The sequence below is a fragment of the Micromonospora sp. NBC_01739 genome (assembly GCF_035920385.1).
Taxonomy (GTDB): domain Bacteria; phylum Actinomycetota; class Actinomycetes; order Mycobacteriales; family Micromonosporaceae; genus Micromonospora.
Genome location: NZ_CP109151.1, coordinates 2,303,972 through 2,329,573 on the forward strand (window position 1 = coordinate 2,303,972; position 25,602 = coordinate 2,329,573).

General features: G+C 68.6%; 21 protein-coding genes. 7 read left to right on the forward strand and 14 right to left on the reverse strand.

Features of this window, described 5'->3' with window-relative positions; genetic code table 11:
- Nucleotides 1-70: 70 nt before the first annotated feature.
- Both OIE53_RS10145 and OIE53_RS10150 read right to left on the reverse strand, forming a co-directional pair.
- Nucleotides 71-2,662, reverse strand: coding sequence for a tetratricopeptide repeat protein (locus OIE53_RS10145; RefSeq protein ID WP_327026351.1), 2,592 nt, complete (start codon nt 2,660-2,662; stop codon nt 71-73).
- 139 nt (nt 2,663-2,801) lie between these two features.
- Nucleotides 2,802-3,332 carry a pyridoxamine 5'-phosphate oxidase family protein gene (locus tag OIE53_RS10150; protein WP_327026352.1) on the reverse strand — a complete coding sequence of 177 codons (531 nt, stop codon included), beginning with the start codon at nt 3,330-3,332 and terminating at the stop codon, nt 2,802-2,804.
- A 283-nt stretch (nt 3,333-3,615) separates the two neighbouring features.
- Between OIE53_RS10150 and OIE53_RS10155 the strand changes: the two genes are divergently transcribed.
- Complete coding sequence (locus tag OIE53_RS10155; protein ID WP_327026353.1) at nt 3,616-4,098, forward strand: NADAR family protein; 483 nt, start codon at nt 3,616-3,618, stop codon at nt 4,096-4,098.
- Between the two features lie 44 nt (nt 4,099-4,142).
- On the opposite strand, the gene OIE53_RS10160 is transcribed toward OIE53_RS10155, so the two are convergent.
- A complete protein-coding gene (locus OIE53_RS10160; RefSeq protein ID WP_327026354.1) occupies nt 4,143-4,652 on the reverse strand; it encodes a hypothetical protein in 510 nt (169 codons plus the stop codon).
- Between the two features lie 212 nt (nt 4,653-4,864).
- Here OIE53_RS10160 and OIE53_RS10165 point away from each other — a divergent pair, with 212 nt between their 5' ends.
- The 3 genes from OIE53_RS10165 (at nt 4,865) to OIE53_RS10175 (ending at nt 6,916) form a co-directional block, all read left to right on the forward strand.
- On the forward strand, nt 4,865-5,194 hold the full coding sequence (locus OIE53_RS10165) for a hypothetical protein (RefSeq protein WP_327026355.1): 330 nt from the start codon (nt 4,865-4,867) through the stop codon (nt 5,192-5,194).
- Entirely contained in the window at nt 5,191-6,195 is a 1,005-nt protein-coding gene (locus OIE53_RS10170; RefSeq protein ID WP_327027144.1) for an IS3 family transposase, read from the forward strand. Before OIE53_RS10165 ends, OIE53_RS10170 begins: the two co-directional genes overlap by 4 nt.
- A 367-nt stretch (nt 6,196-6,562) precedes the next feature.
- Nucleotides 6,563-6,916 (forward strand): DUF1801 domain-containing protein, encoded by a 354-nt coding sequence (locus OIE53_RS10175; RefSeq protein WP_327026356.1) that lies wholly within the window; start codon nt 6,563-6,565, stop codon nt 6,914-6,916.
- 219 nt (nt 6,917-7,135) lie between these two features.
- On the opposite strand, the gene OIE53_RS10180 is transcribed toward OIE53_RS10175, so the two are convergent.
- The 8 genes from OIE53_RS10180 to OIE53_RS10215 form a co-directional block, all read right to left on the reverse strand.
- On the reverse strand, nt 7,136-8,512 hold the full coding sequence (locus OIE53_RS10180; RefSeq protein ID WP_327026357.1) for a CoA transferase: 1,377 nt from the start codon (nt 8,510-8,512) through the stop codon (nt 7,136-7,138).
- Nucleotides 8,513-8,628: 116 nt separating this feature from the next.
- Nucleotides 8,629-9,438 carry a class I SAM-dependent methyltransferase gene (locus tag OIE53_RS10185; protein WP_327026358.1) on the reverse strand — a complete coding sequence of 270 codons (810 nt, stop codon included), beginning with the start codon at nt 9,436-9,438 and terminating at the stop codon, nt 8,629-8,631.
- Between the two features lie 104 nt (nt 9,439-9,542).
- Nucleotides 9,543-10,916 (reverse strand): hypothetical protein, encoded by a 1,374-nt coding sequence (locus OIE53_RS10190; RefSeq protein ID WP_327026359.1) that lies wholly within the window; start codon nt 10,914-10,916, stop codon nt 9,543-9,545.
- 51 nt (nt 10,917-10,967) lie between these two features.
- Nucleotides 10,968-11,957 (reverse strand): aldo/keto reductase, encoded by a 990-nt coding sequence (locus OIE53_RS10195; protein WP_327026360.1) that lies wholly within the window; start codon nt 11,955-11,957, stop codon nt 10,968-10,970.
- Nucleotides 11,954-13,201: a mandelate racemase/muconate lactonizing enzyme family protein gene (locus tag OIE53_RS10200; RefSeq protein ID WP_327026361.1), complete on the reverse strand. Its 1,248-nt coding sequence runs from the start codon at nt 13,199-13,201 to the stop codon at nt 11,954-11,956. Before OIE53_RS10200 ends, OIE53_RS10195 begins: the two co-directional genes overlap by 4 nt.
- Before the next feature lies 1 nt (nt 13,202).
- The gene (locus tag OIE53_RS10205; protein ID WP_327026362.1) at nt 13,203-14,027 is read right to left on the reverse strand and encodes a carbohydrate ABC transporter permease; all 825 of its coding nucleotides are present in this window, start codon (nt 14,025-14,027) and stop codon (nt 13,203-13,205) included.
- A complete protein-coding gene (locus tag OIE53_RS10210) occupies nt 14,027-14,992 on the reverse strand; it encodes a carbohydrate ABC transporter permease (RefSeq protein ID WP_327026363.1) in 966 nt (321 codons plus the stop codon). The genes OIE53_RS10205 and OIE53_RS10210 overlap by 1 nt, the downstream gene beginning before the upstream one ends.
- A gap of 4 nt (nt 14,993-14,996) precedes the next feature.
- The gene (locus OIE53_RS10215; RefSeq protein ID WP_327026364.1) at nt 14,997-16,265 is read right to left on the reverse strand and encodes an ABC transporter substrate-binding protein; all 1,269 of its coding nucleotides are present in this window, start codon (nt 16,263-16,265) and stop codon (nt 14,997-14,999) included.
- A 156-nt stretch (nt 16,266-16,421) separates the two neighbouring features.
- On the opposite strand from OIE53_RS10215, the gene OIE53_RS10220 reads away from it, so the two are divergent.
- Nucleotides 16,422-17,192 carry a FadR/GntR family transcriptional regulator gene (locus OIE53_RS10220; protein ID WP_327026365.1) on the forward strand — a complete coding sequence of 257 codons (771 nt, stop codon included), beginning with the start codon at nt 16,422-16,424 and terminating at the stop codon, nt 17,190-17,192.
- A 61-nt stretch (nt 17,193-17,253) separates the two neighbouring features.
- On the opposite strand, the gene OIE53_RS10225 is transcribed toward OIE53_RS10220, so the two are convergent.
- Complete coding sequence (locus tag OIE53_RS10225; RefSeq protein ID WP_327026366.1) at nt 17,254-18,648, reverse strand: RICIN domain-containing protein; 1,395 nt, start codon at nt 18,646-18,648, stop codon at nt 17,254-17,256.
- Between the two features lie 147 nt (nt 18,649-18,795).
- Entirely contained in the window at nt 18,796-20,211 is a 1,416-nt protein-coding gene (locus OIE53_RS10230; RefSeq protein WP_327026367.1) for a non-reducing end alpha-L-arabinofuranosidase family hydrolase, read from the reverse strand.
- A 248-nt stretch (nt 20,212-20,459) separates the two neighbouring features.
- Here OIE53_RS10230 and OIE53_RS10235 point away from each other — a divergent pair, with 248 nt between their 5' ends.
- Together OIE53_RS10235 and OIE53_RS10240 are read left to right on the forward strand one after the other, a co-directional pair.
- Complete coding sequence (locus tag OIE53_RS10235; RefSeq protein WP_327026368.1) at nt 20,460-22,190, forward strand: cellulose binding domain-containing protein; 1,731 nt, start codon at nt 20,460-20,462, stop codon at nt 22,188-22,190.
- 14 nt (nt 22,191-22,204) lie between these two features.
- Nucleotides 22,205-23,326, forward strand: a complete 1,122-nt coding sequence (locus tag OIE53_RS10240) for a hypothetical protein (RefSeq protein WP_327026369.1) — start codon at nt 22,205-22,207, stop codon at nt 23,324-23,326.
- 77 nt (nt 23,327-23,403) lie between these two features.
- Here the strand turns inward: OIE53_RS10240 and OIE53_RS10245 are convergent, their stop codons facing one another.
- Nucleotides 23,404-25,551 carry an APC family permease gene (locus tag OIE53_RS10245; RefSeq protein ID WP_327026370.1) on the reverse strand — a complete coding sequence of 716 codons (2,148 nt, stop codon included), beginning with the start codon at nt 25,549-25,551 and terminating at the stop codon, nt 23,404-23,406.
- Nucleotides 25,552-25,602 lie beyond the last annotated feature (51 nt).

Genomic DNA, 25,602 nt, shown 5'->3' on the forward strand with positions numbered 1-25,602 from the left:
TCTCGACCACTCCCGTAAACGCGAGATCCCCGGGTTGGGAGCCACCGGGCGGGCTTCCCGGGGATCTCGCTCAGGTGTGGATGCCGACGTTGTCGAGGGCGGCCAGGCAGGCGCGGATCTGGTCGACCTCGGGCGTACCGAGGTCGGTGAAGATGGCGAGGGCGTGGTGGTAGTGAGCACGGACCTGGTCGGGATGGCCGAGGGCGCGGTGGGCATTGGCCAGCCCAGTGTGGGCGCGGGCTTGCTGGTCGCGGGCACCGATCTCGGCGGCGATCCGCAGCGCGGCGGTGTGATGGCGAAGAGCGTCGGCGGGGTGGCCTGCGGCGAGCGCGGCCTCGCCGATGCCGTTGAGCGCGTATGCCTCGCCGTGCCGGTCGCCGGTCGCCCGCAGGATCGTCAGGGCCTGATGGTGGTACTCGGCGGCCTTGGCGGGCTCGCCACGAGCAGCGTGGAGGGTGCCCAGCCCGTCCAGCGTCCAGGCTTCGCCGTTGCGATGCCCGGCATGACGAAACAGGGCGAGCGCCTGGGCCAGGCTTTCGGCGGCCGCCCCATGCCGACCCAACCGCGTGTCGACCTCCGCGAGGTTGACCAGCGACACCGCCTCGCCGGCCCGGTCTCCGGTCTCTCGGAACAGGGCGAGCGCCTGCCGCAGGTGCGTGGCGGCCTCGCCGTACCGACCCGTCTTCTGTTCGATGTCGCCGAGGTTGGTCAGCGTGCGTGCCTGACCGACCTTGTTGCCGGCTCGCCGGTGCAGGATCTCGCCCTGCGTGAAGTGGGCGGCGGCCTCGCGGTAGCGGCCGAGCCGCTGTTCGGCGATGCCGAGGTTGGTCCGGGTCCGGGCCTGCCCGGGAGCGTCGCCGGTCTGCTCGAACAGGAGCAGCGCCTTGGTGAAGTGTTCGGCGGCGGCCTGATGCTGGCCGCCCCAGAGATAGGCGACGCCAAGGTCGGCGAGAGCGTGGGCCTGTTCGGTGACGTCGCCGATGTGGCTGGCGGCACGGCGGGCATGACTGTGAACGGTGATGGCGTCGCTGTTGTGGCCACCGGCGAAGTACTGGACCAGGACGCGGGAGAGCCGGATGGCGTGGGCGGGCCAGCCGTGGGTGGCGGCGTGGGCCACGACGGTGACCAGGGCTGGCCGTTCGGTGTCGAGCCAGATGCGGGCGGTGTCCGGGTCGGTCAACTCGGGCACGGGGGTACCGGACAGGGCGACGCGGGGTCGAAGGTGCGCCTGGGCGGGGTGCAGAGCGTCCATCGCGGAGGCGGCCGTCGCGAGATAGTGATCGAACAGGCGGGTCAGGGCCTCGCGACGGTCGCGCGGGCGGACCTCGTCGTGGGCTCGGGTGGTGGCGTACGTGCGGACGAGGTCGTGAAAGGTGTACCGGCCCGCGTTGGACTGGTGCAGCAGGTGGTCGCGGCACAGGCGGTCCAGATGGGCACGGGTGACCTCGATGTCGGTGCCGGCCAGGGCAGCCGCGGCGTAGGCGTCGCTGTCCTGCCCGGGGTGCAGCGCCAGCAACCGGAGCAGCTGGCGCTGGTCGGCGGGCAGGCGGTGGTAGGACAGGTCGAGGGCGAGTTCGACACCGGTTTCCAGGCGTCGCTGGTCGTGGCGTTCGTCGAGCCGGTCGGCGTGATCGGTGAGGGTCCAGTCGGGTGTGGCCCGCATGTGTGCGGCCGTCAGGTCCAGCGCCAGCGGCAGGTAGCCGCAGCGCCGTGCGATACGGGCGGCAGCGGTGCGATCGTCGCCCACCGGAACCTGGCCGGCGGCGTGGGCCAGGTATCGAACAGCCTCGTCCGCTGCGAACACGTCGATCACCAACTGCGTGGCCGAGGGCAGGTCGGACAGGCTTCGCCGGCTGGTGATCACGGTGAGACAGCCGGGCACCTCGGCGAGCAGCGGGCGGAGTTGGTCGAGGTCTGCGGCGTTGTCCAGCACGATCAGGGTGCGGGTACCGGCGAGCCGGTCACGGTAGGCCGCGGTGCGGGCCTCCAGAGCGTGGGGGATGCGCTGCGGCGGTGCACCGAGCAGCCGCAGGAAGCCGTCCAGGACGGCGGCCGGGTCCGCTGGAGGTCGAGCGGGGTCGGGGTGAAATCCGCGCAGGTTGACGAAAAGCGCCCGATCAAATCGACTCTCCCGGATGAGAATATGCCCGGCGTGAATGGCGAGCCGGGTCTTACCGACGCCGGCCATCCCCTCTATCGCCGAGATCGCCACCGCGCCGTTGCGGCCGAGAGCGCGGCGGAGTTGATCGAGTTCGGCGGTACGACCGGTGAACCCGGCCAGGTCGGGTGGCAGCCTGTCCTGGACCTGTACCACCACGGCGGCCAGGGCCTCCCCGCCGACCACCCGCAGCGCCTGGCGCCACTGGTGCACGTACCCCTCGTCCGGGTGCAGTGCCTGCACGACCGCGGTCACGAGGTCGGTGTTCAGCCGTCGCCGACCGGGTTTGAAGCAGTCCACGACCGTGGGTCGCTTGGTCAACTCGCCGGTCGGGCGACCGGCGGCCCGCCACGCGTTGTTGACCTGGCCGGTGATCCATTCGTAGGACGGGTTTCCCGCCCAGACCTTCAACGACCGCAGCCCTGCGACCAGCTCATCCAGCGTGCGGGCCCGACCCGGGTCGGGCATTGCGGCGGATACTTCCTCCGCTCGGGTAGCGGTCATCGGTAATCCCAAATACATTGACGTGCAACAATATTTAGCTCATTGTAGCCACGCCGGCGCAGAGGGCGCCCCCTACGAAAGGCGGACCCCTGTACCTGGATCACCATCACCCCACCCGAAGGCGAGACCGTGCTGTGGATCAGGGCTGGGAGGCCACGGTGAGCTTTGCGATGTCTGGGGCATAGACGGTCATCCAGTGCGGATGCAGCCGGTAGTAGACCACGTCGTTGTCCCAGTCGAAGAGGTCGTCGCCGTAGAAGTCCTTCAAGTACGCGAGTACGTCCGGCCAGTCCGTGGCCTGGTCGCCGTTGCGGGGGTTGAGGATCTCCACCTTGCCGTGTGTGAAGACGCCGAGGTCCTCACCGCGCATGTGTGCGGCGCTGGCGGCGGGTCGCGCCGCGAGGTGGCGCGCCTTGGCGGCGTCGGGAGCCGTGCCGAAGTACCACTTGCCTCGCAGGAAGTGCCCGTCGACACCGCTGATCCGCGGCTCACCCTTCGCTGTCACGGTGGACAGAGCCAGGGTGCACATGCCGGTGAGGACCTGGGTGAGCTGCTCCGCGTCCAGTGTGCTCGCGGAGTTGATGATCGAGCGGAGGTGGGAGGTGGAGCCGGCGAGGGAGGCGTCAAGCAGGGCTTGAAGCTTTTCGAGATCTTCCGGGGTTTCGCGCATGGAGATCCTTGTCTCTCCGCATCTGTCTGTGCCCTGTCCGCGCCTATCACCGGCGCCGACCGATGAACCCATGCTCCGCTCAAAACCTGACACCGTGCGTCATATTTCTTCGACCGGCTTGCGGACGCCAGCGGGCCGCACGGCAGCCGGTGCGACGTGTTTGGCTCCCGGCTGGCGACGCGCACGCACTGCGGCAGATCCGGATGGTGGCCGGCGAACTCGGTTGCCGCCCTGTCGATGCCTGTGACACGGTGCAGATCCCCGACCCTGCTCTGAGGCCCAGATGACGATCTACTTCTACGGTGCCGACGAGATTCCGTACGGCTGCTTCTCCAACTTCTCCGGCCACGGCTTCGAACTCAACGGCCACTGGTGGACGACCTCCGAGCACTATTTCCAGGCCCAGAAGTTCCCCGGTGCCCGCCACGCCGAACTCATCCGGCGGGCGGCGACCCCGTTGCGGGCCGCCGAGCTGGGCCGCGATCGGTCCCGGCTGCTGCGCCGCGACTGGGAACGGGTCAAAGACGACGTGATGCGCCGGGCCGTGACGGCCAAGTTCACCGCCCACGCCGACATCCGCGCCATCCTGTTGGACACCGGCGACGAGGAAATCGTCGAGGACAGCAGCACTGACCACTACTGGGGACGCGGCCGGAGTGGCACCGGCAAGAACATACTCGGACGGATCTTGATGCGCACCCGCACCCAGCTACGCGCCGACCTCACCCAGAACGCCAACACCCAGGGCCGCCGACAGCGGCGATAGCATAGAGCGCAACCGCCGCGAATGCCTGTGTGCGGCCAGATGAGTCAGCAGCACTGCCAGAGAAATCTGCCTTCGGCGCCGTCTGGCGAACCGAAGATGTAGCCGACTCCAGCGTCGCCGAAGTTGTGGCCCAAACGGTCGGTCAGCTGTCCGATCAGCTGCCAGCCCGGCCCAGGCGTCTCGTCACCCTGCAGCCACAACGGCTCGCCGCCCAGGAACTCCCACGCTCGATTGTCGCCATGGACCTGCTGATCCACAGGTAGGTGATCCTCCACGGGCCAGGACGGACCCTCGCTGATGTCAGTCACAGCGACGAAGGCTGGTACCGATCCCTCAGGCTGGACGATCACGGCGTTCTCGCCACCCTCAGGCTCCCAGGTGCCATCGACGTACTCGTCGCCATCAGTCATGAACAGATAGGCCATGCGGAGCTCGCCGTCGGCATCGATCCGGAACTGGCCGATGAACGTCATCGGCTCGCCGAGCGAACGCGACACCGGCCACTGCGGAGCTTGCAGCCACACCGGTTGCCCGCCCATCTTGGTGACCGGCATGCCGGTCACCTCGCTGTTTCGCTCGAATCGAACTGGACGACGCATGCTCGGAACTCCCCTGTCTGTCAGGCTGAGATGAGGCAGCCTTCCCGGTGCGGCTAGGCTTGCCGGGAGACAGGAAGAGGATCATCGTGACATTACCCAGTACGCCTGGTGAGCAGGGCGGACGGCCGAAGCGGCGGACGTTCACGGCGGAGTACAAACTACGTATCGTGGCGGAGTACGACGCGGCGAAGGCTACGGGTGAGGGCGCGGCGATCCTGCGCCGGGAGGGCCTGTATCACTCGCACATCCTGGAGTGGCGGGCCGCGCGGGACGCGGGGGCGTTGACCGCCTTGGGTAGCCGTAAGAGTCCGGTGAGTGAGGGCCGGCGGCGTAGCGCGGAGGCGGCCGAGATCGAGCGGTTACGGCGGCGTAATGAGCGTCTGGAAGCTGACTTGGGGCGGACGAAGACCGCGTTGGAGATCATGGGAAAAGCGCACGCGCTCTTGGAGACGTTGTCCGAGAGCGCGGACGACACGCCGCGGCCGCGCAGGCGCTGACCGAGGCGTTCGACGCTCTCGCGCCGGTGGTGGGTGTGGCCGGGGCGTGCCGGTTGACCGGCCGGTCCCGCGCCACTCATTACCGGCGCCAACAGCCATCCGTGGTGTCTCGGCCGCTGCGGCCGAAGACACCTCCGCCGTCGACGCTGTCAGCGGCCGAACGCCAGGCCGTGCTGGATGTGCTGCATCGGGATGAGTACGCGGAGATGTCCGTGGCGCAGGTGTGGACGAGGGAACTCGACAACGGCCGCTACTGGTGTTCGCAGTCCACGATGTACCGGGTCCTGCGCCAGGCCGGGGAGAGTCGGGAACGCCGCCGGCAGGCGACCCATCCCGCCCGGACGATCCCGCAGTTGGCCGCGACCGGGCCGTCGCAGGTGTGGTCGTGGGACATCACCCGCCTCAAGACCATGCAGAGGGGCGTGTTCTACCACCTGTACGTGATCATCGACGTGTACTCCCGCTACGTCGTCGGCTGGCACGTCGCCGCCGGGGAAGACTCGATGCTCGCCCGGGAGCTGATCGATGACGCCATCGCCCGCAACGGTGTGCGGCCCGAGGTCCTGCACGCCGACCGCGGCTCGTCGATGACCTCGAAACCCGTCGCCGAACTCCTCGCCGACCTCGACGTCACCCGCTCCTACTCCCGGCCCCGGGTGTCGAATGACAACCCGTACTCCGAAGCGCAGTTCAAAACATTGAAGTACTGCCCCGCGTTCCCCGACCGGTTCGACTCCCTGCACCACGCCCGCGAGTTCAGCGCCGAGTTCTTCACCTACTACAACCACGAACACCGCCACTCCGGCATCGGCCTGCACACCCCCGCCTCGGTGCACTACGGCACCGCCAGCGACGTGCACGACCAGCGGCAGGCCACCCTCGACGCCGCCTGGCGGACCCACCCCAACCGGTTCACCCGCCGGCCCCGACCCCCGGCCCTACCGACCACCGTGTGGATCAACAAACCAGCAGCTCAACCCGCAGATCTACAGAACACCTGACCACGAAAACGTCTCACTTGACTTGACAGGTTCCGCTCCTCGTACAGCGGCGATAGGTTCGCTGGAGCTTATGGAACCCCTACGACAGACAGGAACCGATGCAAGCCTGTGGACGTTGCCAGCGCGCGGTCGGCGGCATTTGCGGATCCGCATCCGCGACGAGCCGAAGATCCGGACGACCACGCCGCGGCGGATCCGTTAGCCTGACTGCGGTGGTCCGCCACCGACTGCGCTTCCACGTGACAGACCACGTGAATCATCGCGGAGAGACCTGAGCAGCTCAGGACATGTCCGGGTGGGGTGCGGCGCATTGTTGCGCCGACTTCATACCGCCGGTGCCCGACATCGGCAGACGAGAGGACATGACATGTCGTCGAAGGATGAGAAGAACCTGACGCAGGTGCTCGACAGGATCTCGAAGATGGACGAGCCGATCCGTTCGACGATGCAGCGGGTGCACGACATCATCATGGCCGCGGCGCCAACCCTGAAGCCGCGCATCTGGTACGGCATGCCCGCCTACGCGAAGTCGGCAAGCACACCCGCGCTCGTCACGCTGCGCATGGACGAACGATTGAACCTCGCGATCACCGAGAAGGCCGAGTTCCGCGCGGCAGGCGGCGCGGACGGTGGGCTGATGCCGGCCGCGTGGTACTTCGAGACGGTGGATGCCGTCACTGAGAGGCGCATCGCCGAGATCGTCCGCTCCGTGGTCGACTGATCGTCCGCACCCCCGCTCCCGGGATGAGGGTGGACCGCACCTCGTTCCGGGACGGGCCGAGGTGCGGCATGTGCGCACGGAACCAACTATCGATGTCCGATGGCGAGCGCAAAGCGGCAATAGCGGATGGTGTGACGCCGTTACTTCAGGTTCACTGTTCATGGCCATCGCCGGAACTATGGCGTAGCTCGAGCCCTCTCGCAGCGTGGCCGCGGGCGTTCAGCTCCAATCGGGCGGCGCTTGAGCGTAGGCGGGTGGTAGGTGAGGCCAGCTCAGCGGGCGGCCGTCGAGTTGACCCGGTGGGCTGATCCCGCTCCACCCGTTTCCGAGAGCTGTCCGGTAGGTGTCGGCTTGGCGCTTCGGGTCATCGCCCGCGCTCTGCCTGGCCGGCATGATGCCTTGATCGAGCAGCCATCGTGCCGTCCTGGCGAGGCATACAGAGACATGGGTGGCGTCGCCGGTACGGGCGCGTCGACCCAGTGCAGCCAGTGCACCAGCAGCGATGAGGTAGCCGGTGGCGTGGTCGAGCAACTGACAGGGAAGGGCGCCGGGTTGGATGCCATCCGTGCTTGTGGCCCAGCCGATGCCGGTGGCAATCTGCACCAGGCTGTCGAAACCGCGCCATGTCCCCCAGGTTCCAGCCGTTCCCCAGGCCGAAAGCGTGACGACGATGGTGCCGGGGTGCTGGTCCGCAACTTGGTCAGGGTCCAGACCGAGACGGCGCAAGGCTCCGGGTCGGTAGCCGGTCACGAGAACGTCGGCCTGGTCGAGAAGGCGATGCAGAGCTTGACGGCCGTTCTCCGTGCTGGCATCCAGGCTCGCGCTTGCCTTACCGATCACTCCATCGATGGCGTGCAGCGCCAACTCCGGGCGATGCGGATCATCGACTCGTAGCACGTCGGCACCGAGCGCGCCCAGCATTCGAGTACCAACGGGGCCGGCGATGACTCGTGTCAGATCGAGCACCTTCACCCCCGACGCCGGAAGCCAGCCCGGTTCGGCTAGCGGCAGCGGCCCACGGCTGAGCGGCACCATGCTCACGAGCGGAGACGTCCCCATCGCGCTGTTCTGGTCGTCTGCTTGCCACTGGGCCTGCGTACGAGCCGCCACGGCCAGCCCTCCCGCGGCGTACACAGCACGCTCAACCTCCAACGCCGGGCGCGCAGCAATGACGTCAGCCAACCGCGCCTGAACCTCGGCGTCACGATCGTCGTTTACACCGAGGGACACCAGCAGAGCCGCCCGATGCCACGGGTAGTTCGCATGTGTACGCACCCAACCGTCTGCAGCCCGCCACAATCGAGACAGCGGAGCGAAGCCATCGATCCCCCGCCCGTCCGCGTCGCGAAGCCAAACCTCGCTGCGCATCGCCGCCGCCACATGCGCCCTGTCGACTGCGATATCAGGCCAGCGACCGGTGCGTGCAAAAGCCAGATCAGCGGCAGCAGTGAGACAGGCGGCCACGGACCCGATTGCGCATTCGGCGACTGCGAGCGGTGACGCCAGCACCGCCGGCTGTGGATCTCCGGCCAGCCGGGGCCCGGCGATGTCCATCAGCCCCAGGTCCGCCAGTACGCCGTCCAACAGAGTCACCATGCAGACACCTTTCCAGACTCGTCGGGAGCGTCGCGACGAACGTCCTCATCTCGGAAGTCGGACGTTGCCGGGCGCAGGGCTGCGGACCACATGCCTGGCCGAGCGAGCGTCGCTCCTCAGGCCCGGCAGACGATCTCGCCGTGCAGCACGACGAACCAGGCATCCGCTGCTTCGGCCCACTCCCGCCAGCCGTCCGAGATGTTGCGTAGGTCCTGGGCCGTGGCGACGCCTGCGGTCAGTACCTGTCGGGCCAGGTCCGAATTCAGGATCCGCTCGGCCCACATCCCGCCCCACCATTGCCGGTCCTCCGGGGTGGCGAAGCACCAGGTGCTCGCCGTCGCCCTGACGTCGGTGAATCCGGCGGCCTGCGCCCAGGAGAGCAGACGCCGCCCGGCGTCCGGCTCGCCGCCGTTGGCGCGGGCGGCCTGCTGGTACAGGGCGAGCCAGTCGTCGAGCGCCGGTACGCGAGGAAACCAGGTGAACGCGGCATAGTCGCTGTCCCGCGCGGCGACGATTCCACCGGGACGGCAGACCCGGCGCATCTCGCGCAGCGCCTGGATCGGATCGGCGACATGCTGAAGCACCTGGTGGGCGTGGACGACGTCGAACGTACCGTCGGGCAGGTCCAGCGCGTGGACGTCGGCGACCGCGAAGTCGATGTTGCCCTGACCACGGGCTTCGGCCTCGGTGCGGGCGAGTTGCAGTGCGTCGTCGGTGATCTCGACGGCGGTGACTCGTCCGGGTGCCACGCGGGCGGCCAGGTCGACGGTGATGGTGCCCGGTCCGCAGCCGACGTCGAGCACCGACAGGCCCGGCGCGAGGTGCGGCAGCAGGTATGCCGCCGAGTTCTCGGCGGTACGCCACCGGTGCGAGCGCAGCACCGACTCGTGGTGTCCGTGGGTGTAGACGTTCGGTGCGGCCGGCATGCGCGAATCCCCTCGATCGACTACGGCGACCGTAGTCCTGCCGTCCCGAAATGCGGTAGGAAAATCCTATATAACGGGAGAGCGCAACCGGAGCGGACGGCTGGTCACTGCTTTTTCCGGAGCGCTTGCCACGCCGCGTGGAGCAGCGCGCCTGTCCGGTACAACGCGTACAGCGCCCAGACGGTGGCCAGCGGCACACCGACGAGGAGGAGAAGCGCACCGCCCAGGTAGTGGGTGCTCTCCACCAGCCAGCCGCCGGTCACCGCAACCGAAGCCGCGACGAGGGCCCAGGCCAGGACGCGGCCGAATTTGGTGAACGACACCCACAGGTGGGCGGTTCCGACGCCGCCTGACTCCATCGGGTCGCCCACCTGGGACTGTAGGGCGAGAGCGTCGATCTCCCGGGCTACGGCCCGGTCGGTCTCGTGTGGCGACTCGCGCAGCACCGCCGACAGAGCGTGCAGGTCGCCGTGGTCACGAAGCCGTCCGGTCCGCGGATCGCCGAGCAGCACCACGCTGTTCTGGAACACGAGCAGCCCGGCCTTGCCGTAGCCACGTGTCGCCCCCGGTGGCAACAGAACGACGTTGCCGCCGTGCATGTCCTCGCGGTGAGCGTAGTCGCCGATCGCCCGAACGAGTTCCGTACCGTCGATCACCACCTCGACCTCGACGAGGTCGGTGGCCTGGTCGAACATCGTGACGAACCGCCGGTACGCAGTGATCACCGCGAGCAGGCCGAGCACTGCCACCGCGGCGCCGAGCAGTTCGTGAAGTCCTGCGGTGAAGTTGGTGAGCAGCAGCGCCGGGACGACGGCGAACAGGTACCAACCGGCGAAGAGCAGGGCTCGCCGCCGGTTCAGCCAGCGCTGCGTTCGCACGCCCGGCGCGCCAGGCGGGAACGGGCGGAGAATCCTCCCGCCGTCGGGCTGCTGCCGGGCGTCCTCGGCCACCAGCATCAGGTTGAGGCGGTGGGCGCGAACCTCGAGGCGATCACCGGCCAGACCTGCCAGGTCGCGGACGAACTGCCGCTCCTCGATGCTCAGGTCGCGCAGGTCGAACAGCCGCACCGCCGGCAACTCGTCCACTGTGGCCTTCAGATCGTCCGGAACGTCCCAGCTGACGTCGGGCGCCGGCACCAGGTAGAGCGCGGAAACCCACCGAAGGCCCTGGCCCTCGACCTCCCGGCTGTCGATCACCACGGCTGAGATCTCGGCCCATCGCAGGTCGCGTCGGTACCGACCGATCCGCACCGCCCAGCCGTCCCGGTCGACATCGACCTGAAACCGCTGCCACGCCCCTTGGAGGCAAGCGGCTGCCATGAACAGGGCGACCAGCGAGAGCACGCCGATGCAGAGTCGGCCGGACACCGTGGCGCCGTCAGTGAACTGCAGGCTCACCAGATAACCGAGGATTCCGAGCAGTACTGCCCCGAATCCTCCCATGAACACGCGGTCACTGACTGGACGGCGAAGCTTCATCGATTCATGGTGAACGATCCCGCTACTGCACTCTGTCAACCATCGAGCACTTCACCTCCTGGCCGGGCCAACCGCGAGCAGGCCGGCCGTGGTCAGTGCGGCCCAGAGTTCGTCAGGTACGGCGACCGCTGAGCGGCGTACGGTCTCGGTCGCCTGCGCCGCGTCGCGCACCCCGACCACCGTGGAGATCACGGCCGGGTGCCGGCGGACGAAGGCGAGGGCCGCCTGCGGCAGCGTCACGCCGTACGTCTCGCAGACTGCGGCGAGCCGACGGGCTCGCGCCAGCAACGCCGGTGGCGCCTGCTGGTAGTTGTAGTACGCGTCCGCCGGAGGGTGGTCCCGGGACAACAGCCCCGAGTTGTAGACGCCCGCGATCACCACGCCCACGCCACGCCGCTCGGCGGCCGGCAGCAGGTCACCGGCAGCACCTTGTTCGAGCAGGGTGTACCGGCCGGCGCACATCACCACGTCGACGTCGGTCTCCCGCACGAAGCGGGCCAGCATCGCGGACTGGTTCATGCCGGCTCCGATGGCGCCGACGACACCCTCGTCGCGCAGCTCGACCAGGGCCGGCACCGCCTGGTCGGCGGCCTGCTCCCAGTGGTCGTCGGGATCGTGCAGGTAGACGATGTCGATCCGGTCCAGGCCCAGCCGGTCGAGGCTGGCCTCGATGCTGCGACGTACCCCGTCGCGGCTGAAATCCCACACCCGCCGGTGGGTCGCGGGCACCTCGAAGCCCTCCGGGTCGGTCCGGTGCGCGTCCTCCGGTGAGGGCACCAGCAGCCGCCCGACCTTCGTCGACACCACGTACTCGTGCCGGGGACGGTGCCGCAGCGCGGCGCCGAGGCGTCGCTCGGAGAGCCCGAGTCCGTAGTGCGGCGCGGTGTCGAAGTAGCGGATGCCCGCCTGCCAGGCCGTGTCGACGGCCGCGGCGAACTCCTCGTCCGTGGTGACCCGGTAGAGGTTGCCGCCCTGCGCGGCGCCGAGGCCCAACTCGGTGAGGCGCACCGTCGGCCGCAGCGGCAACGACCGGGCACTCATGACGCCACCGTCCGGTGGATCTGTCCGTCGGGCCCGTGACTGTTGGGGGACGCCGGGGTGGGTGCCGCGACGGGCCACCGCCGGGTGGGCGGGACGCCGTCGGCCTCCGCCAACAGGCGGCGTCCGGCTCGTTCCGGGCGTACGTGCGGGCCCTCGGACGCCGGCGGCGGCGGACGCCGGTCGGCGGCGGAGATGCGTTGTTCGTCGAGGCGTACACCGAGTCCGGGTGAGTCCCCGAGGACGAAGGCGCCGCCTTCGACCTGGAGGTCGAAGGTGATGCCGACCGGTGCGGACAGGTCCTGTAACTCGCTGGTCAGATGGTTCGGCACCGAGGTGGCCGCGTGCAGCAGCCCCACCAGGCTGTTGCCGATCGGGCTGACCGGCAGGTCGTGCGCGTGCGCCAGGGCGGCCACCCGCAGGAAATGGGTGATGCCACCGACCGCGGCCGTCTGCACGATGTCGACGGCACCGGCGGCGATCAACGGCGGGTACTGCTCGAAACCGGTGAGGTTCTCGCCGGTGGCGATCGAGGCGCGGACCCCCCGCCCGACGGTGGCCAGGCCCTCGGCGTCCCAGCGCCGCACCGGTTCCTCGATCCAGATCAGGTCCAGGGTGCGTTCGAGTTCGCAGACGTGCCGGACGGCCTGCTTACGGGTCCAGGCCTCGTTGACGTCGAGCATGAGACCTGGCCGCCGCCCGTGCCCGGTCTCGGTCAGGACCTCACCGACCAACTCCAGTCGATGCCGGTCGCGTTCGATGTCGAGGCCGCCCTTGAGCTTGGCGGCCCGCAGCCCGTGCCGGGCATAGCCCTGGTACGTGGCGACGAGTTCGTCGTCGCTCAACGCGATGTCCAGGCCCGACGCGTACGCGGGGACCCGCCGGTCGCGTCCACCCAGCAGCCGCCACAGGGGCTCTCCGGCGATCTGCGCCTTGATGTCCCACAGCGCGGTGTCGAGTGAACCGATGGTGCCGAACACGGGGCCGGCGTGTCCCGCCTTGAAGGTGTGCCGCAGCATCCGGTCGTACAGCGTCGTCACCGCCCGGGGATCCTCGCCGTCGATGGCCGCGAAGATCCGTTCGATCTCGACGTGCGGGCCGATGCCGACGCCCGAGATGCCCAGGTCGGTGTCGACGACGACGATCGGCACCGGGACCACGCCGTCGGCGAAGACGCCGTTGGCGTCGCCGACCGGGCGTCCCCATTCCTGCACGGTGGTGAGCGTCCGGTATCCGGTGATCCGCATGTCAACCCTTCGTGGAGCCGGCGGCTACGCCGTCGGCGATCTGACGCTGGAGGAAGAGGTAGACCACCAGGACGGGGATGGCGGCGATCAGTACGCCGGAGGCGAAGGTGGGGATGTCGTCGGAGTACTGCCCCCGCAGGGAGGTCACCCCGACCATCAGGGTGCGGTGTTCGGCCGAGGGCATCATCACCAGTGACATGAGTACGTCGTTCCAGCAGAACAGGGCGTTGAGGATGCCGACCGACAGCAGGGCCGGGGTGCCCAGGGGAATCATGATCCGCCGGTACACCCCGTAGATGCTGTTGCCGTCGATCCGGGCCGCGTCGATGATCTCCGCCGGGATGGTCCGGTAGTAGCTGGTCATCAGGAAGACCGTGAAGGGCAGGAACTGGGCCACGTAGACCAGGATCAGCCCGGGGTAGGTGTCGATCAGGGCGGTGTCGGCCATGATCCGGGCCAGCGGAACCATGATCACTTGGAAGGGTACGAAGAGGCCCGCCAAGCAGCCGAGGAACAGCGCCGAGGAACCCCGGAACCGCAACTGGCTCAGGGCGAAGCCGGCCATCGAGCCGAACAGCAGCAGCAGGAGCACCGAGAAGGTCACCACGACCAGCGAGTTGACGAAGTACCGCCCCATCCCCACGCTGGTCCAGGCCGTGACGATGTTGTCCCACCGCAGGGCGTCGGTGAGGGCGAACCGGTCCAGGATGTAGTCCCGGCGGGTCTTCATCGCCACGTTGGCGGTGAACAGCAGGGGGTAGATCGTCGCCAGGGCCAGCAGGGACATCGGCAGGGCGATCAGCCACCGCCCACGCAGGTGGGACATCAGCTCTCCTTTCCGGCCCGCCTGAGCAGGTGGATCTGCAACAGCCCCACCACGAGCATGATCACGAAGAGCACGGTCGAGGCGGCCGAGGCCAGGGCGGGGCGGTTCATCTGGCCCTGCTGGATCCAGATGTAGTACTCCGGCAGGTAGGTGGAGCCCTCCGGGCCGCCGCTGGTCATCACGTAGAGCAGGCCGAACATCGAGGTCAGCATCCCGATCATCGTGGTCACGAAGACGAACTGGATGGTCCGGGACAGCCCTGGGATGATCACGTGTCGGATGACCTGGGGCAGGGCGGCCCCATCCACCCGGGCCGCGTCCAGCAGGGCACCGTCCAGGGTCGCGAACCCGGCCAGGAAGACCACCAGGGACATGCCGAAGGTGGCCCAGACATGCACCCCGACCACCACGAACTTGGCGATGTCCGGGTCACCCAGCCAGTCGGTGGGCGGGACACCGACCGAGCCGAGGAGGGTGTTGAGGGGGCCGTCGAAGGCGAGCAGCAGGTTGAAGATCGCCCCGACGATGACCGGGGAGAGCACCGCGGGGAAGAAGTAGACGCTGCGGTACACCCGGTGGCCGGGCACCCGCAGGTAGATGAAGGTGGCCAGCAGTCCGGGGATGGCCACCGCCACCGGTAGCAGCAGCACCAGCCACCCGACATTGCCCAGGGCGGTACGGAACAGCGGATCCGCCAGCAGTTCCCGGTAGTTGTCCAGGCCCACCACGGTGCCGTTGCGCACCCCGTCGCCGGTGAAGGAGAAGTTGACCCCCAGCACCAGCGGATACAGCCGCAGCACCACGATGATCAGCACGGCCGGGGCGACCAGGAGGTAGGGGGCCAGCCGCTCGCCGCGCGGCCGACCCGGGGCGCCCCGACCGACCCGGCGGCGTACGGTGTCGGCCGCCGCCGGGTCGGTCCGCCCAGCCGGACGGACCGACGGCCGCGTGTCTCCGATCGGCACCCGCTCAGCCCGCCTGGTCGGAGGCGGCCAACTGCTTCACCACCTCGTCCACGGTGATCGAGCCGCTGAGCAGTTGCTGGGAGAGCCGTCCCATCAGGTCGATCGTCTTGGAGGAGAGCGCCACGTGCAGGGCCGGCTTGCCACCGCGCAGGGCCGAGACGATGCCGGCGACGGCCGGGCCGCCCTGGGAGACGTCGATGGTGGTGTCGGCGGCGATCGCCCCGGCGTCGGCGTAGAAGGCCTTGAGCGCCTCGGTCGAGGTCAGGGAGCGCACCAGGTCGGCGGCGACCTCGGGGTCCTTCGTCCACTTGGCGACCGCGTACCCGATGCCGCCGTCGTAGGCCAGGCTGGGGGTGGTGCCCGCGGTGACCACCGGGGCACTCATCACCCCGAGGTCGTCGGGGGTGATGAACTCGCTGAAGTCCTTCCAGTGCCCCACGTCGGACATCAGCCCGATGATGTGGGCCGCCTTGCCGGACTGGAAGATCGCAAAAGAGTCGTTGAACATGGCGGTGGAGTTGGCCCCGTCGTTGTTCAGGCCCGCCTTGCCGGCCTCCTGCCAGAGGGCGAAGACCCGCTTGACGTTCGGCGAGTTCCAGTCCCGCTTGCCGGCGATCCAGTCGTCGTACTCCTGGGCGGTGAGGATGCCGGAGCCCAGGGCCGAGAGCCAGAACTGGATGCCGGCGCCCTCCTTGTTGCCCAGGGCGAAGCACTTGGCCCCGGCCCGGGCGATGGCCGCGCAGTCGGCCAGGAACCTGTCCCAGGTGGTGGCCGGGGTCGCCGGGTCCAGCCCGGCCTTGGCGTAGAGGGCCTTGTTGTAGTAGATGGGGTGGCCCTGGAGGGTGACCGGGGCGGCGTAGGTCTTCCCGTCGGCGGTGAAGGCCTCCCAGCCGGCCAGGCGCTGCTTGTCCTCGGCCACCTGCTCGTCCAGTGGCACCAGGGCGTCCACCCGGTCCCGGATCTGGCCGCCGCCGTTGAACAGCATGACGTCCGGGCCCTTGCCAGCCTGGATCGCCGCACCCAGCAGGGTGTAGTACTGGTCGAAGGGCTGCGCGACGAACTCCACGCTGACCCCGGGGTGCTTGCGGGCGAAGTCGGCCTTGGCCTTGTCGAGGTACTGGGCGGCGGAGGCCTCGCCGGACTTCCAGTCCCACACCACCAGCTTGTCCGCCGAGCCGCCGGAGGAGTTGCCCGGCCCGCCGGCGCTTCCGCAGCCCGCCATCGTCACCAGTCCGACAACGAGGGCGGCCGACCATAACGCACGCTTTTTCATCGTTGTTCACCTCTGTACGGGGAGGGCTGGCGGACCGGCCGCCAGGCCGACAGTCGATCGATGGAACGTAACTCGTATGACGTCTGACGGTCAACGGGCGAGACGTACACTGATCTCCTTGGACGTCGTGCCACGGCAGAGCAAATCGGAGGGGACATGACGCCACCGCAGGAGACGACCCTGGACGGCCTGGCCAGCCCGGCCTGGGTCCGGCGACCCACGAACCTCGGCAGGGCGGTCACCGCCGAGCTGGTGCAACGCATCGTCCGTGGGGTGCACCCCTCCGGCACGGCCCTGCCCCCCGAACCGGTGCTCTGCGAGACCTTCTCGGTCAGCCGCACGGTCGTCCGGGAGGCGGTCAAGGTCCTTCAGGAGAAGGGCCTGGTGCAGGTCCGTCAGGGCGCCGGCACCATGGTCACCCCCCAGTCGATGTGGGACATGCTGGACGAACTCGTGTTGGCCGCCACCATCGCCGAGGACGACAGCCTGGCCATCCTGGACGACCTCGTGGTCACCCGGCGACTGCTGGAGTCCGACATGGCCCATGTCGCCGCCCGGCTGGCCGACCCGGAGACCCTCGACCGGCTCCGTGCCCTGGTGGACCGGATGGACGAGCTGGTCGACGACCAGGTCGCCTACCACGACCACGACCGGGCCTTCCACGATGTGGTGATGCAGGCCTCCGGCAACCGCATCGCCCGTGGGGTCGTACGGTCGCTGGAGAGCCAGGTGGTCAACACCGCGCGCTACCTGGGTCGGACCCAGCGTTCACTGTGTGTGGCCTCCAACCGGGGGCACCGCCGCATCTACGAACGGATCGCCGCCCGCGATCCCGAGGGGGCCGCCGAGGCGATGTTCACCCACATCACCGAGGCGTGGCTGGTCCGCCGCAAGGGGTCCGGCAAGGCGACCCGCCTCCAGCGATGACCGTCCCGCCGGGCCGCCGCCACCCGGTGTCGTACGGGTGGCGACGGCCGACCGGCGCGGGTCAGGAGAACTGGGCGAAGAACCGCCAGATCTCACCCTTGGTCCAGGTGGTCACCCCGCTTTCGGCGTACGTGCCGTCCACCGGGCCGGGCATGTGCCCGTTGTCGAAGGCGGCCCACTGCACCGGGTAGCCCGCCCGGCAACCCGAGTAGGCCGTGGTGATGTGGGTACGGCTGCCCGCCCCCGGCTCCGGCGGGTTCTGGGCGTTGCATCCGTTGTTGCGGACGAAGGTGTCGCGCAGCGACCGCCCCTGGCCGATGCTCAGCACGTTGTCCGAGATGCCGTGCAACCCGAAGTAGGCGATCGGCTGGTTACCACCGGCACAGCCGCTGATCTGCCCACCGGCGATCACCGCCACCGCCCGGAAGACCTCGGCCCGGGCACAGGCCAGGGCGTAGCTCATGCCGCCACCCCAGCTGAAGCCCAGGGCGAAACGCTGCCGGGGGTTCACACAGAGGGCGCTCTCGATCTGCCTGATCATGTCGTCGACGAAGACGACGTCCTCACCGCCGGCGTTGCCCCACCCGTTGCCGAGCCCCTGGGGGGCCACCAGGATCGCGGTGTTGTTCGACTGTTCCTGCTGGCCGTAGTACGACCAGGCGGCACCGCTGGTCCCGCCGTAGGCGACATCCTGCATGGTGCCGCCCCGCCAGTGGAACCCGAAGATCAACCGGTAGGGGTTGTTCTGGTTGTAGTTGGCCGGCACCCGCAGGATGTACGACCGGCTCTTGCCGCCGCTGGAGATCGTGTGGGTGCCGCTGGACAGGGTGGGCGCCTTGCCGCAGCCCGTGCCCCCGGTGGGCGGGGGTGGGGTGGTGCCCCCGCCGTCGACCCGGACGAGCTGCCACTGCTGGTTGCTGCCGTTCCAGTCGGCGTACTGCACGATGTTACCGCCGTCGGCCGTCGAGGCGCCCTGCACCTCCACCACCTTGTTGCTGTGTCGGCTGATCAGCCGGACGTGGCCACCGTCGGAGTCGGCCAGCCGGAACTGCTGGTTGGTCCCGTTGTGATCGGCCCACTGCACGATCGCCGCGCCGTCGGCGGTGGAGAAGTTGTAGACGTCCAGGACCTTGCCGGAATGCCGGGACTTGATCCGGTAGAACCCGCCCCCGGAGTCCACGAACTGCCACTGCTGGTTGGCGCCGTTGTTGCGGGTCCACTGGCTGATCCGGGCACCGTCGGCGGTCGACGCGGCGTACAGGTCCAGGGCCTTGCCGCTGTTGCGGTTCACCAGGACGTACCAGGCGTTGGTGTCAGGCGTGACCGCGGCGGCCGGGGTGGCGTGCACCGCGACGAGGGTGCCGGCGGCCAGGACGGCGGCGGACAACACCGCCAGTCCGGACCGCCATCTGCGGCGCGGTGGAGAGGCGGGACGGGCCTCACCGATGACGTTCATGGCCGACTCCTTCGATCGGGTCTGCCTCGGGGCGTGCGCCCGAGGGTGCCCGGCCGTGCCGGCAATCCGGTGGTGGCGCCGACCGGGCCTGGAGGACACCGGGGGTGGCCTCGCCGATCCACCAGCGAGGCCACCGCTGTCATCCGATCAGCGTTGCAGGGTCAGTACGCCCGGACGGTAGGGCAGCAAGCCGTAGTCGCCGCCGGAGTTCGGGGCCCGGCCCTGGTAGAGCAGTTGCAGGTTGCACGGGTCGATGGTCATGGTCTGGTCGGCGTTGCTGCGGATCAACTCACCGTGGCTGATGTCGTTGGTCCAGGTGGCGTTGCTGTTGGCCTTACCGGCGAACGGGTTGCTCTCGCTGGCGGCCTGCGGGGTCCACGTGCCACCCAGGCTGGTGGCGGTGAAGGACCGGAAGTAGCGGCCCTGCGACCCGATCGCCTCGACGATCATCAGGTACCGGTTCTGGCCCTGCAGCTTGTACACCTGCACGCCCTCGAACAGGTTGTTCGTGGTGTCGGTCATGATCGTGGTGTAGTTCGACCCGAAACTGCCCGGGAAGTTCCCGATCGGCATGCTGGCCCGGTAGATCCGGCCGTTGTCCCCGGCGAAGAACAGATACATGTTCTGGTCGTCACCGATCAACGCCTGATCGATCGGACCGGTACCCGAGTTCGAGATCGACCCAGTGAACAACGTCTGCGCCGACGACCAACTGTTGACGTTCGTCGGGTTGGTCGAGGTCCGGTACGAGAAGGCCGGCCCACCCCACTGGTACGCGAGCACCCAGATGTTGCGCGGGGCGAAGTAGAACAACGACGGCGCGACCGCCGCGAAGGGCATCTGGTTCTGGCTGGCCGAACCCATCTGGTTCCAGTTCGAGAACAGACCGAAGTTCATCGAACCCCAGGTCGTACCGGTGTCATGCGTGGTGGCGTAGACCAGGTGCTGACCGTTGTACGGCGCGTGGGTGAAGTCCTTCAACGACACCCAACCCGCCCTCGGCTGCGCCAAGGCGCCGGTCGAGGACCACCGGTACGACGACGGCAGGTTGCAGGTGGTGGGCGGCGGAGTCGTCGGGGGCGGGGTGGTGGGCGGTGGGGTGGTCGGCGGCGGGGTGGTGCCGGGTGGCGGGGTGGTGGGGGTGGTGCCGCCGGTGCAGGTCACCCCGTTGAGGGCGAAGCTGGTCGGCACCGGGTTGCTGCCGCTCCAGGACCCGTTGAAGCCGAACGAGGTCGTGCCGTTGGTGGAGATGTTGCCGTTGTAACTGACATTGCGGGCGGTGACCGTCGCGCCGCTCTGGGTCAGCTCGGTGTTCCAGAACTGGGTGACCCGCTGCCCCGCACCGAAGGACCAGGTCAGGGTCCAACTGGTCACCGGGTCACCCAGGTTCGTGATGGTGACGTTGGCGCCGAAGCCGTCCTGCCACTGTGACGGCACCTCGTACCGCACCGAGCAGCCGGCCGCCGCCGCGCTGGCCGGCAACGCCACGATGGCCACCGACGAGGCCAGCAACGCCACCCCGGCCGAGGCCAGCAACACGTTTGTTCGCCTGAATCTGGACATACCGCGACCTCCCGCCCGGCAAGACCACCTGATATTGCCGGTCATCAATGTTAGGTTAACGTTAACAGCTGCGTCCGGTACATTACGGGAGCGCTCCCATCCCATCAAGGATGGTCGATAGAAAGTCGCCGCCATCCGGGACGAGATCGATGGTTTCACCGTCCACCGGGGAGCGCGGACAGGGCCGACGCAGCGCCGCGCCGGTCGCAACGAAAGGTGAACGTTCACTCTCGAAGGGCACGGCAGCGATGAGAGACGTCAAGAGAAGATTCAGGGTCAACGCCGCTCGGGTGACCACCGGTGCCGTACTGCTGGCCTCGGCCGGGGTCGCCGTGGCACTGCCGGCCGGGGCGGCAGCCGCCGGCTGCTCGGTCAACTACGCGGTGTCGTCGGAATGGCAGGGCGGCTTCGGCGCCAACGTCAGCATCACCAATCTCGGCGATCCGGTCACCAGTTGGACCCTGACCTGGAACTACAGCGCCGGGCAGCGGGTCACCGAGGCCTGGAACACCACCCTTAGCCAGAGCGGCGCGACCGTCACCGCCCGCAATGTCAGCTACAACGGCAGCATCCCGACCAACGGCACGACCTCGTTCGGCTTCAACGGATCATGGTCGGGCAGCAACCCCGCCCCGACCAGCTTCGCCCTCAACGGGGTGACCTGCACCGGCGGCACCACCCCCACCACTCCCCCACCCCCGACGACTCCGCCGCCGACCAGCCCGCCCCCGACCACCCCGCCGCCCACCGGCCCGGCGGACATCACGGTCAACAGCAACACCCGCTACCAGACGGTCGACGGATTCGGCGCGGCCACCCCGATCTGGGGCGGCACCTGGTCGACCTCGGACACCCAGACCCTGGTCGGTCTCGGCCCCAACCAGCTCGGGCTGTCCATCGTGCGTACCGGCATCTCGCCGGTCTCCGGCGAGTGGTCGACCCAGGTCAACGCCCTGCGTACGGCGAAGTCCTCCGGATCTGGCGTGAAGATCCTCGCCTCGCCGTGGACCGCACCGGCGGAGTGGAAGACGAACAACAGCCGGATCAACGGCGGCAAGCTGCGCACCGACCGCTACGCCGACTACGCCAACCACCTCAACAGCTACGTCCAGTACATGCGCAACCAGGGCGTGACCATCGATGTCACCTCGGTGCAGAACGAGCCGGACTGGCACCCCGACTACGACTCGATGGACTGGAGCGGCACGGAGCTGCGCAACTTCGTCCGTGATCACGGCACCCGAGTGCAGAACACCAGGCTGATGGTCGCCGAGGCGGTGAACCTGAACTACACCTACACCGATCCGACCCTCAACGACACCACCGCCCGCAACAACATCGGCTACATCGGCGGCCACCTGTACGGCACCGAAGCCTCCGGCCGGCTGCGCTCGTACCCCCTGGCCGACCAGCACAACAAGCCGGTGTGGATGACCGAGTGGAACCTGCACGCGGCCGACGGCAACGGCTCCAACATCTGGGGCAACCCCGCCAACCTGGCGGTCTGGAACGAGACCCTGGACGACATCATGCGTACGGTGCACCGGTCGATGGAGGCGAACTGGACCGCCTACATCTGGTGGTACGGCAAGCGGTACTACTCGTTCATCGGTGACGGCGAGGCCGCCTTCGGCACCACGGCGGGAGCACCCCTCAAGCGGGGGTACGCCTTCTCGCAGTACTCCAAGTACGTCCGCCCCGGCTACCAGCGGATGGCCCTGACCAAGAGCACCAAGGCCAATCCGCTGGAGGTGACCGCCTACACCGGAGGCGGCAAGACCACCCTGGTGATCCTGAACCGCTCGACCAGCGCGGTCAACAACGCCGTGATCCAGGTGCCGCAAGGCGTCACCCGGGCCGAGCACTACCTGACCTCGCAGAACGCCAACGCGGCCAGTCAGTCCGTCAGCGTGAACGGCGGTCAGGTGAGCGTCAACGTCGGCGCCCGCAGCATCTCCACGGTCGTCCTCACCCACTGATCCGATCGGCAGCGGTGGCAGTTCGACTGTCCGGTTCTTTGCACATCGGCCAGGCCAACTGCCACCGCTCACCGGGCGGGTCGGCATTCATTCGCCCAGTTGAGCGGCAGCACAGCCACAAGCGTCGGCACTCCTGCGCCGGATCCGCGATTCCGGCCTTTCGCATTTCCCTGGGCGAAAGTGTCATCGAAAATCTGTGGCGAGGCTTGACGGCCCCATTTACTTTCGCGGCAGGAGGCCGCGACTACATCGATTGCCGGTGCCAGTGCGCGGATCATAAAATGATCATGTGGCGTGGCAATTCTTCGCAGCCCCGACTGGTCACCGCGATGGCAATGATCATGATCCTGGTAAGCACATCCTCCGGCTGTGGCCCCGCCGCGAAGGCCATCGGCACCATCGCGCTGGAAATCGGCAAGGAGGTCGTCGTCAGCTTCGGCGCGGACTACATCCGGAAGATCCTCTCTAAGGACGAGGCGGAGGGCCAACCCACCGTGGTCGTCAGCCACGGGGACGCCGCCGGAAACATCGTTGGCGAACTCTACGTCGTGCTGGGCACCAACAGAATCACAGTTGACGTGGTCCAGGGCAACGTTCGCATCGTGCTCGATGGCAACGGAGTGGCGCTGGCGGTCGCACCGGGTGCCGTCGCCAGCATCGAGATCAACGCTGACGGCGGTGGCCAGGCCGTCACCTCCAGCGCCGAAGACCAGGCGGTACTGCTGGACAACATCATCAAATGGTCCGGGCGTAGCCGTAGCCTCCTGTTCGATGCGCTGGCCGACCTGGAGTCGTGCAGGAACCCGGCGGGGGCGACAGATGATCTGCGGGAGGTCGCGGACGGCCGGATCCGCCAGATCGAGGCCCTTGAGGAACTTGACGTGTCGGCCTTGCCGAAGGGCGCCGCACTGCGGAAAACACTGGTGGAGGCGCTGCGCCATTCCCTGCAGGCGGATGACGCCTTTGTCCGCTGGGGTGAATACGTACAGCTCTCCGGGTGCCGGAAAGGCGCCGACTGGCACGACGGCATGAGTTACTCGCGCGAGGCCACGGCGGCCAAAAAGAAATTCGTCAAGATGTGGAGACCGGTCGCCGTCAAATACGGGCTGACCATTTACCGCGAGCACCAGGTCTGAACCGACAGAAGCACCTCGCAGCGGTGGCGGTTGGGCTGTCCGGTGTTGTGTGCACCGGCCAGTCCAACTGCCACCGCTCAGCGGGTCAGGTGGGTGGGCAGGCTGGTCACCACGATGCCCGGGTGGCGGCGCAGGGCCCGTCGTAGTCGCTGTTCGGTGCGGTAGTGCAGCACCCGCTGCCAGGGGTGGTCGACCACCACCTCCGGTACGACCACGGTGAGGGTCAGGTCGGGGTGGTGCAGCCGCAGCGCGGCAGCGTACTCCGCCAGGGGTTGGATGATCACGCGATGCGGCGACAGGATGATCTCCAGCGGGATGTGGTCGCCCCAGGTGTCCCACTGGGTGCGGAACCGTTCGGCCTCCGTACCCTCGGGGCTGACATGCAGGGCCAGCGCCGGTTGGCCGAGCGAGCCGACGTAGGCGAGGGTGCGCAGCGCCGCCTGGTTGAGGCGGGCCACCGGGACGAGGAACAGATGCCGTACCTGCTGCGGGACGACGGCGGGTGGCGCGTCCTCGGCCGGGTCCACCGAGGGCGGGTGGTCGGGGTGCAGGCCCAGGGCCTGTTGGACGTGGTCGTAATGTCGGCGCACCCGGAGGAACAAATAGATCAACAGGGGTACGGCGAGCACCACCGCCCAGGCGCCCTCGGTGAACTTCGTGACCGCGGCGGTCACCAGGACGACCGCCGAGAGGGTCGCACCGAAGCCGTTGATGGCCGCGCGCCGCCGCCAGCCGGGTTCGCGGTGGTGTCGCCAGTGGTTGACCATGCCGGTCTGGGAGAGGGTGAAGGCGAGGAAGACCCCGACCGCGTAGAGCGGGATCAGGGAGTGGGTCTCGCCGCCGAAGGCCACCAGAATCGCCGCGGCGGCGACCGCGAGGGCGATCAGCCCGTTGCTCAGCGCCAGCCGGTCGCCCAGGTGCAGAAAGCGGCGGGGCACGTACCCGTCGCGGGCCATGAAGTACAGCAGACGCGGCAGATCGTTGAAGGCAGTGTTCGCCGCCAGCAGCAGCACCAGCGCCGTCGCGGCCTGGATGATCGCGTACCAGGGGCCGGTGGGGAAGGTCAGCCGGGCCAACTGCGACAGCAGGGTCTGGTCGGCACGGGGCACCAGACCGTTGAGGTGGAACAGCAGGGTCAGCCCGGCGAACAGCACGATCAGGATGCTGACCATCCAGGTCAGCACGGTGCGGGCGTTGCGCCACGCGGTGGGACGGAACACCGGTACCGCGTTGGAGACCGCCTCGATGCCGGTCATCGAGGTGGCCCCGGAGGCGAAGGCCCGCAGCACGACCAGCAGACCGAGCCCTTCCACCGCAGGTGTCGGCGGCGGGGCCACGACGCTGAATCCGTCGGCTGCGGCCCGGACGAACCCGGCGGCTATCAGCCCGAGGACGGCAACGAGGAAGAAGTACGTGGGCACGGCGAAGGCATTGCCGGCGACCCGGATGCCGCGCAGGTTGCCGATCAGCAGTACCCCGATGACCGCCAGGGCCAGCGGCACTCGATATGCGGCGAGGGAAGGCAGCGCCGAGGTAACTGCGGCGACCCCGGCGGACACCGAGACCGACACGGTGAGCACGTAGTCGAGGACCAGCCCGGCCGCGGCGGCCAGGCCGGCACGCGGCCCCAGGCTGTCGCTGGCCACCAGGTACGACCCGGCGCCGTGCGGGTAAGCCCGGACGGTCTGCCGATACGAGGTGCCGACGGCGAGCATCAGCACCACCAGGGCCGCCGCGATCGGCAACGACAGCCCGAGGGCACCGCTGCCGGCCAGCACCAGCACGACCAGCATCGCCTCCGGCCCGTACGCCACCGAGGAGAGCAGGTCGGAGGCGAGCACCGGCAACGCGATGACCTTCGACATCTTCTCCCGCAGGATCGACGCGCTGGTCAGCGGCGAGCCGAGCAGCAGCCGACGCAGTCCGCCGAGGACCCGCCCTTCGGCGGTGTCCGGTCGTTCCGCGATCGGGGTGGCGGTCAGTTGGCCGGGCGAGTCCGGCAGGAAGAGCATGGCGGCCCGGTGCGCTCCGCCGACCGCCGACGAGCGGACCTCCCCCGCCTGCGGATCCACCGGCAGCACCCGTACCGTGTCGCTGACCTGCCATCGCCCACCGACCTGCCGCAACACGCCGAGGTCGGCCGGGGACAGCGGCGGCAGTTCGGCGGACGGGCTGAAGGTCGGCGACCCCGCGTCCTCTTCCGGGTCGTGCCCCGACCTGCCCACCCTGCCCCCGTTCCGTCGGTGGTGCCCGCACCGCTGAACGAGCTGGCCATG

Bases quoted from the DNA above. Each gene is read 5' to 3' on its own strand.
- OIE53_RS10145 (WP_327026351.1), bottom strand. From the start codon at position 2,662: ATGACCGCTACCCGAGCGGAGGAAGTATCCGCCGCAATGCCCGACCCG.
- OIE53_RS10150 (WP_327026352.1), bottom strand. From the start codon at position 3,332: ATGCGCGAAACCCCGGAAGATCTCGAAAAGCTTCAAGCCCTGCTTGAC.
- OIE53_RS10155 (WP_327026353.1), top strand. From the start codon at position 3,616: ATGACGATCTACTTCTACGGTGCCGACGAGATTCCGTACGGCTGCTTC.
- OIE53_RS10160 (WP_327026354.1), bottom strand. From the start codon at position 4,652: ATGCCGGTCACCAAGATGGGCGGGCAACCGGTGTGGCTGCAAGCTCCG.
- OIE53_RS10175 (WP_327026356.1), top strand. From the start codon at position 6,563: ATGTCGTCGAAGGATGAGAAGAACCTGACGCAGGTGCTCGACAGGATC.
- OIE53_RS10180 (WP_327026357.1), bottom strand. From the start codon at position 8,512: ATGGTGACTCTGTTGGACGGCGTACTGGCGGACCTGGGGCTGATGGAC.
- OIE53_RS10185 (WP_327026358.1), bottom strand. From the start codon at position 9,438: ATGCCGGCCGCACCGAACGTCTACACCCACGGACACCACGAGTCGGTG.
- OIE53_RS10190 (WP_327026359.1), bottom strand. From the start codon at position 10,916: ATGAAGCTTCGCCGTCCAGTCAGTGACCGCGTGTTCATGGGAGGATTC.
- OIE53_RS10195 (WP_327026360.1), bottom strand. From the start codon at position 11,957: ATGAGTGCCCGGTCGTTGCCGCTGCGGCCGACGGTGCGCCTCACCGAG.
- OIE53_RS10200 (WP_327026361.1), bottom strand. From the start codon at position 13,201: ATGCGGATCACCGGATACCGGACGCTCACCACCGTGCAGGAATGGGGA.
- OIE53_RS10205 (WP_327026362.1), bottom strand. From the start codon at position 14,027: ATGTCCCACCTGCGTGGGCGGTGGCTGATCGCCCTGCCGATGTCCCTG.
- OIE53_RS10215 (WP_327026364.1), bottom strand. From the start codon at position 16,265: ATGAAAAAGCGTGCGTTATGGTCGGCCGCCCTCGTTGTCGGACTGGTG.
- OIE53_RS10220 (WP_327026365.1), top strand. From the start codon at position 16,422: ATGACGCCACCGCAGGAGACGACCCTGGACGGCCTGGCCAGCCCGGCC.
- OIE53_RS10225 (WP_327026366.1), bottom strand. From the start codon at position 18,648: ATGAACGTCATCGGTGAGGCCCGTCCCGCCTCTCCACCGCGCCGCAGA.
- OIE53_RS10230 (WP_327026367.1), bottom strand. From the start codon at position 20,211: ATGTCCAGATTCAGGCGAACAAACGTGTTGCTGGCCTCGGCCGGGGTG.
- OIE53_RS10235 (WP_327026368.1), top strand. From the start codon at position 20,460: ATGAGAGACGTCAAGAGAAGATTCAGGGTCAACGCCGCTCGGGTGACC.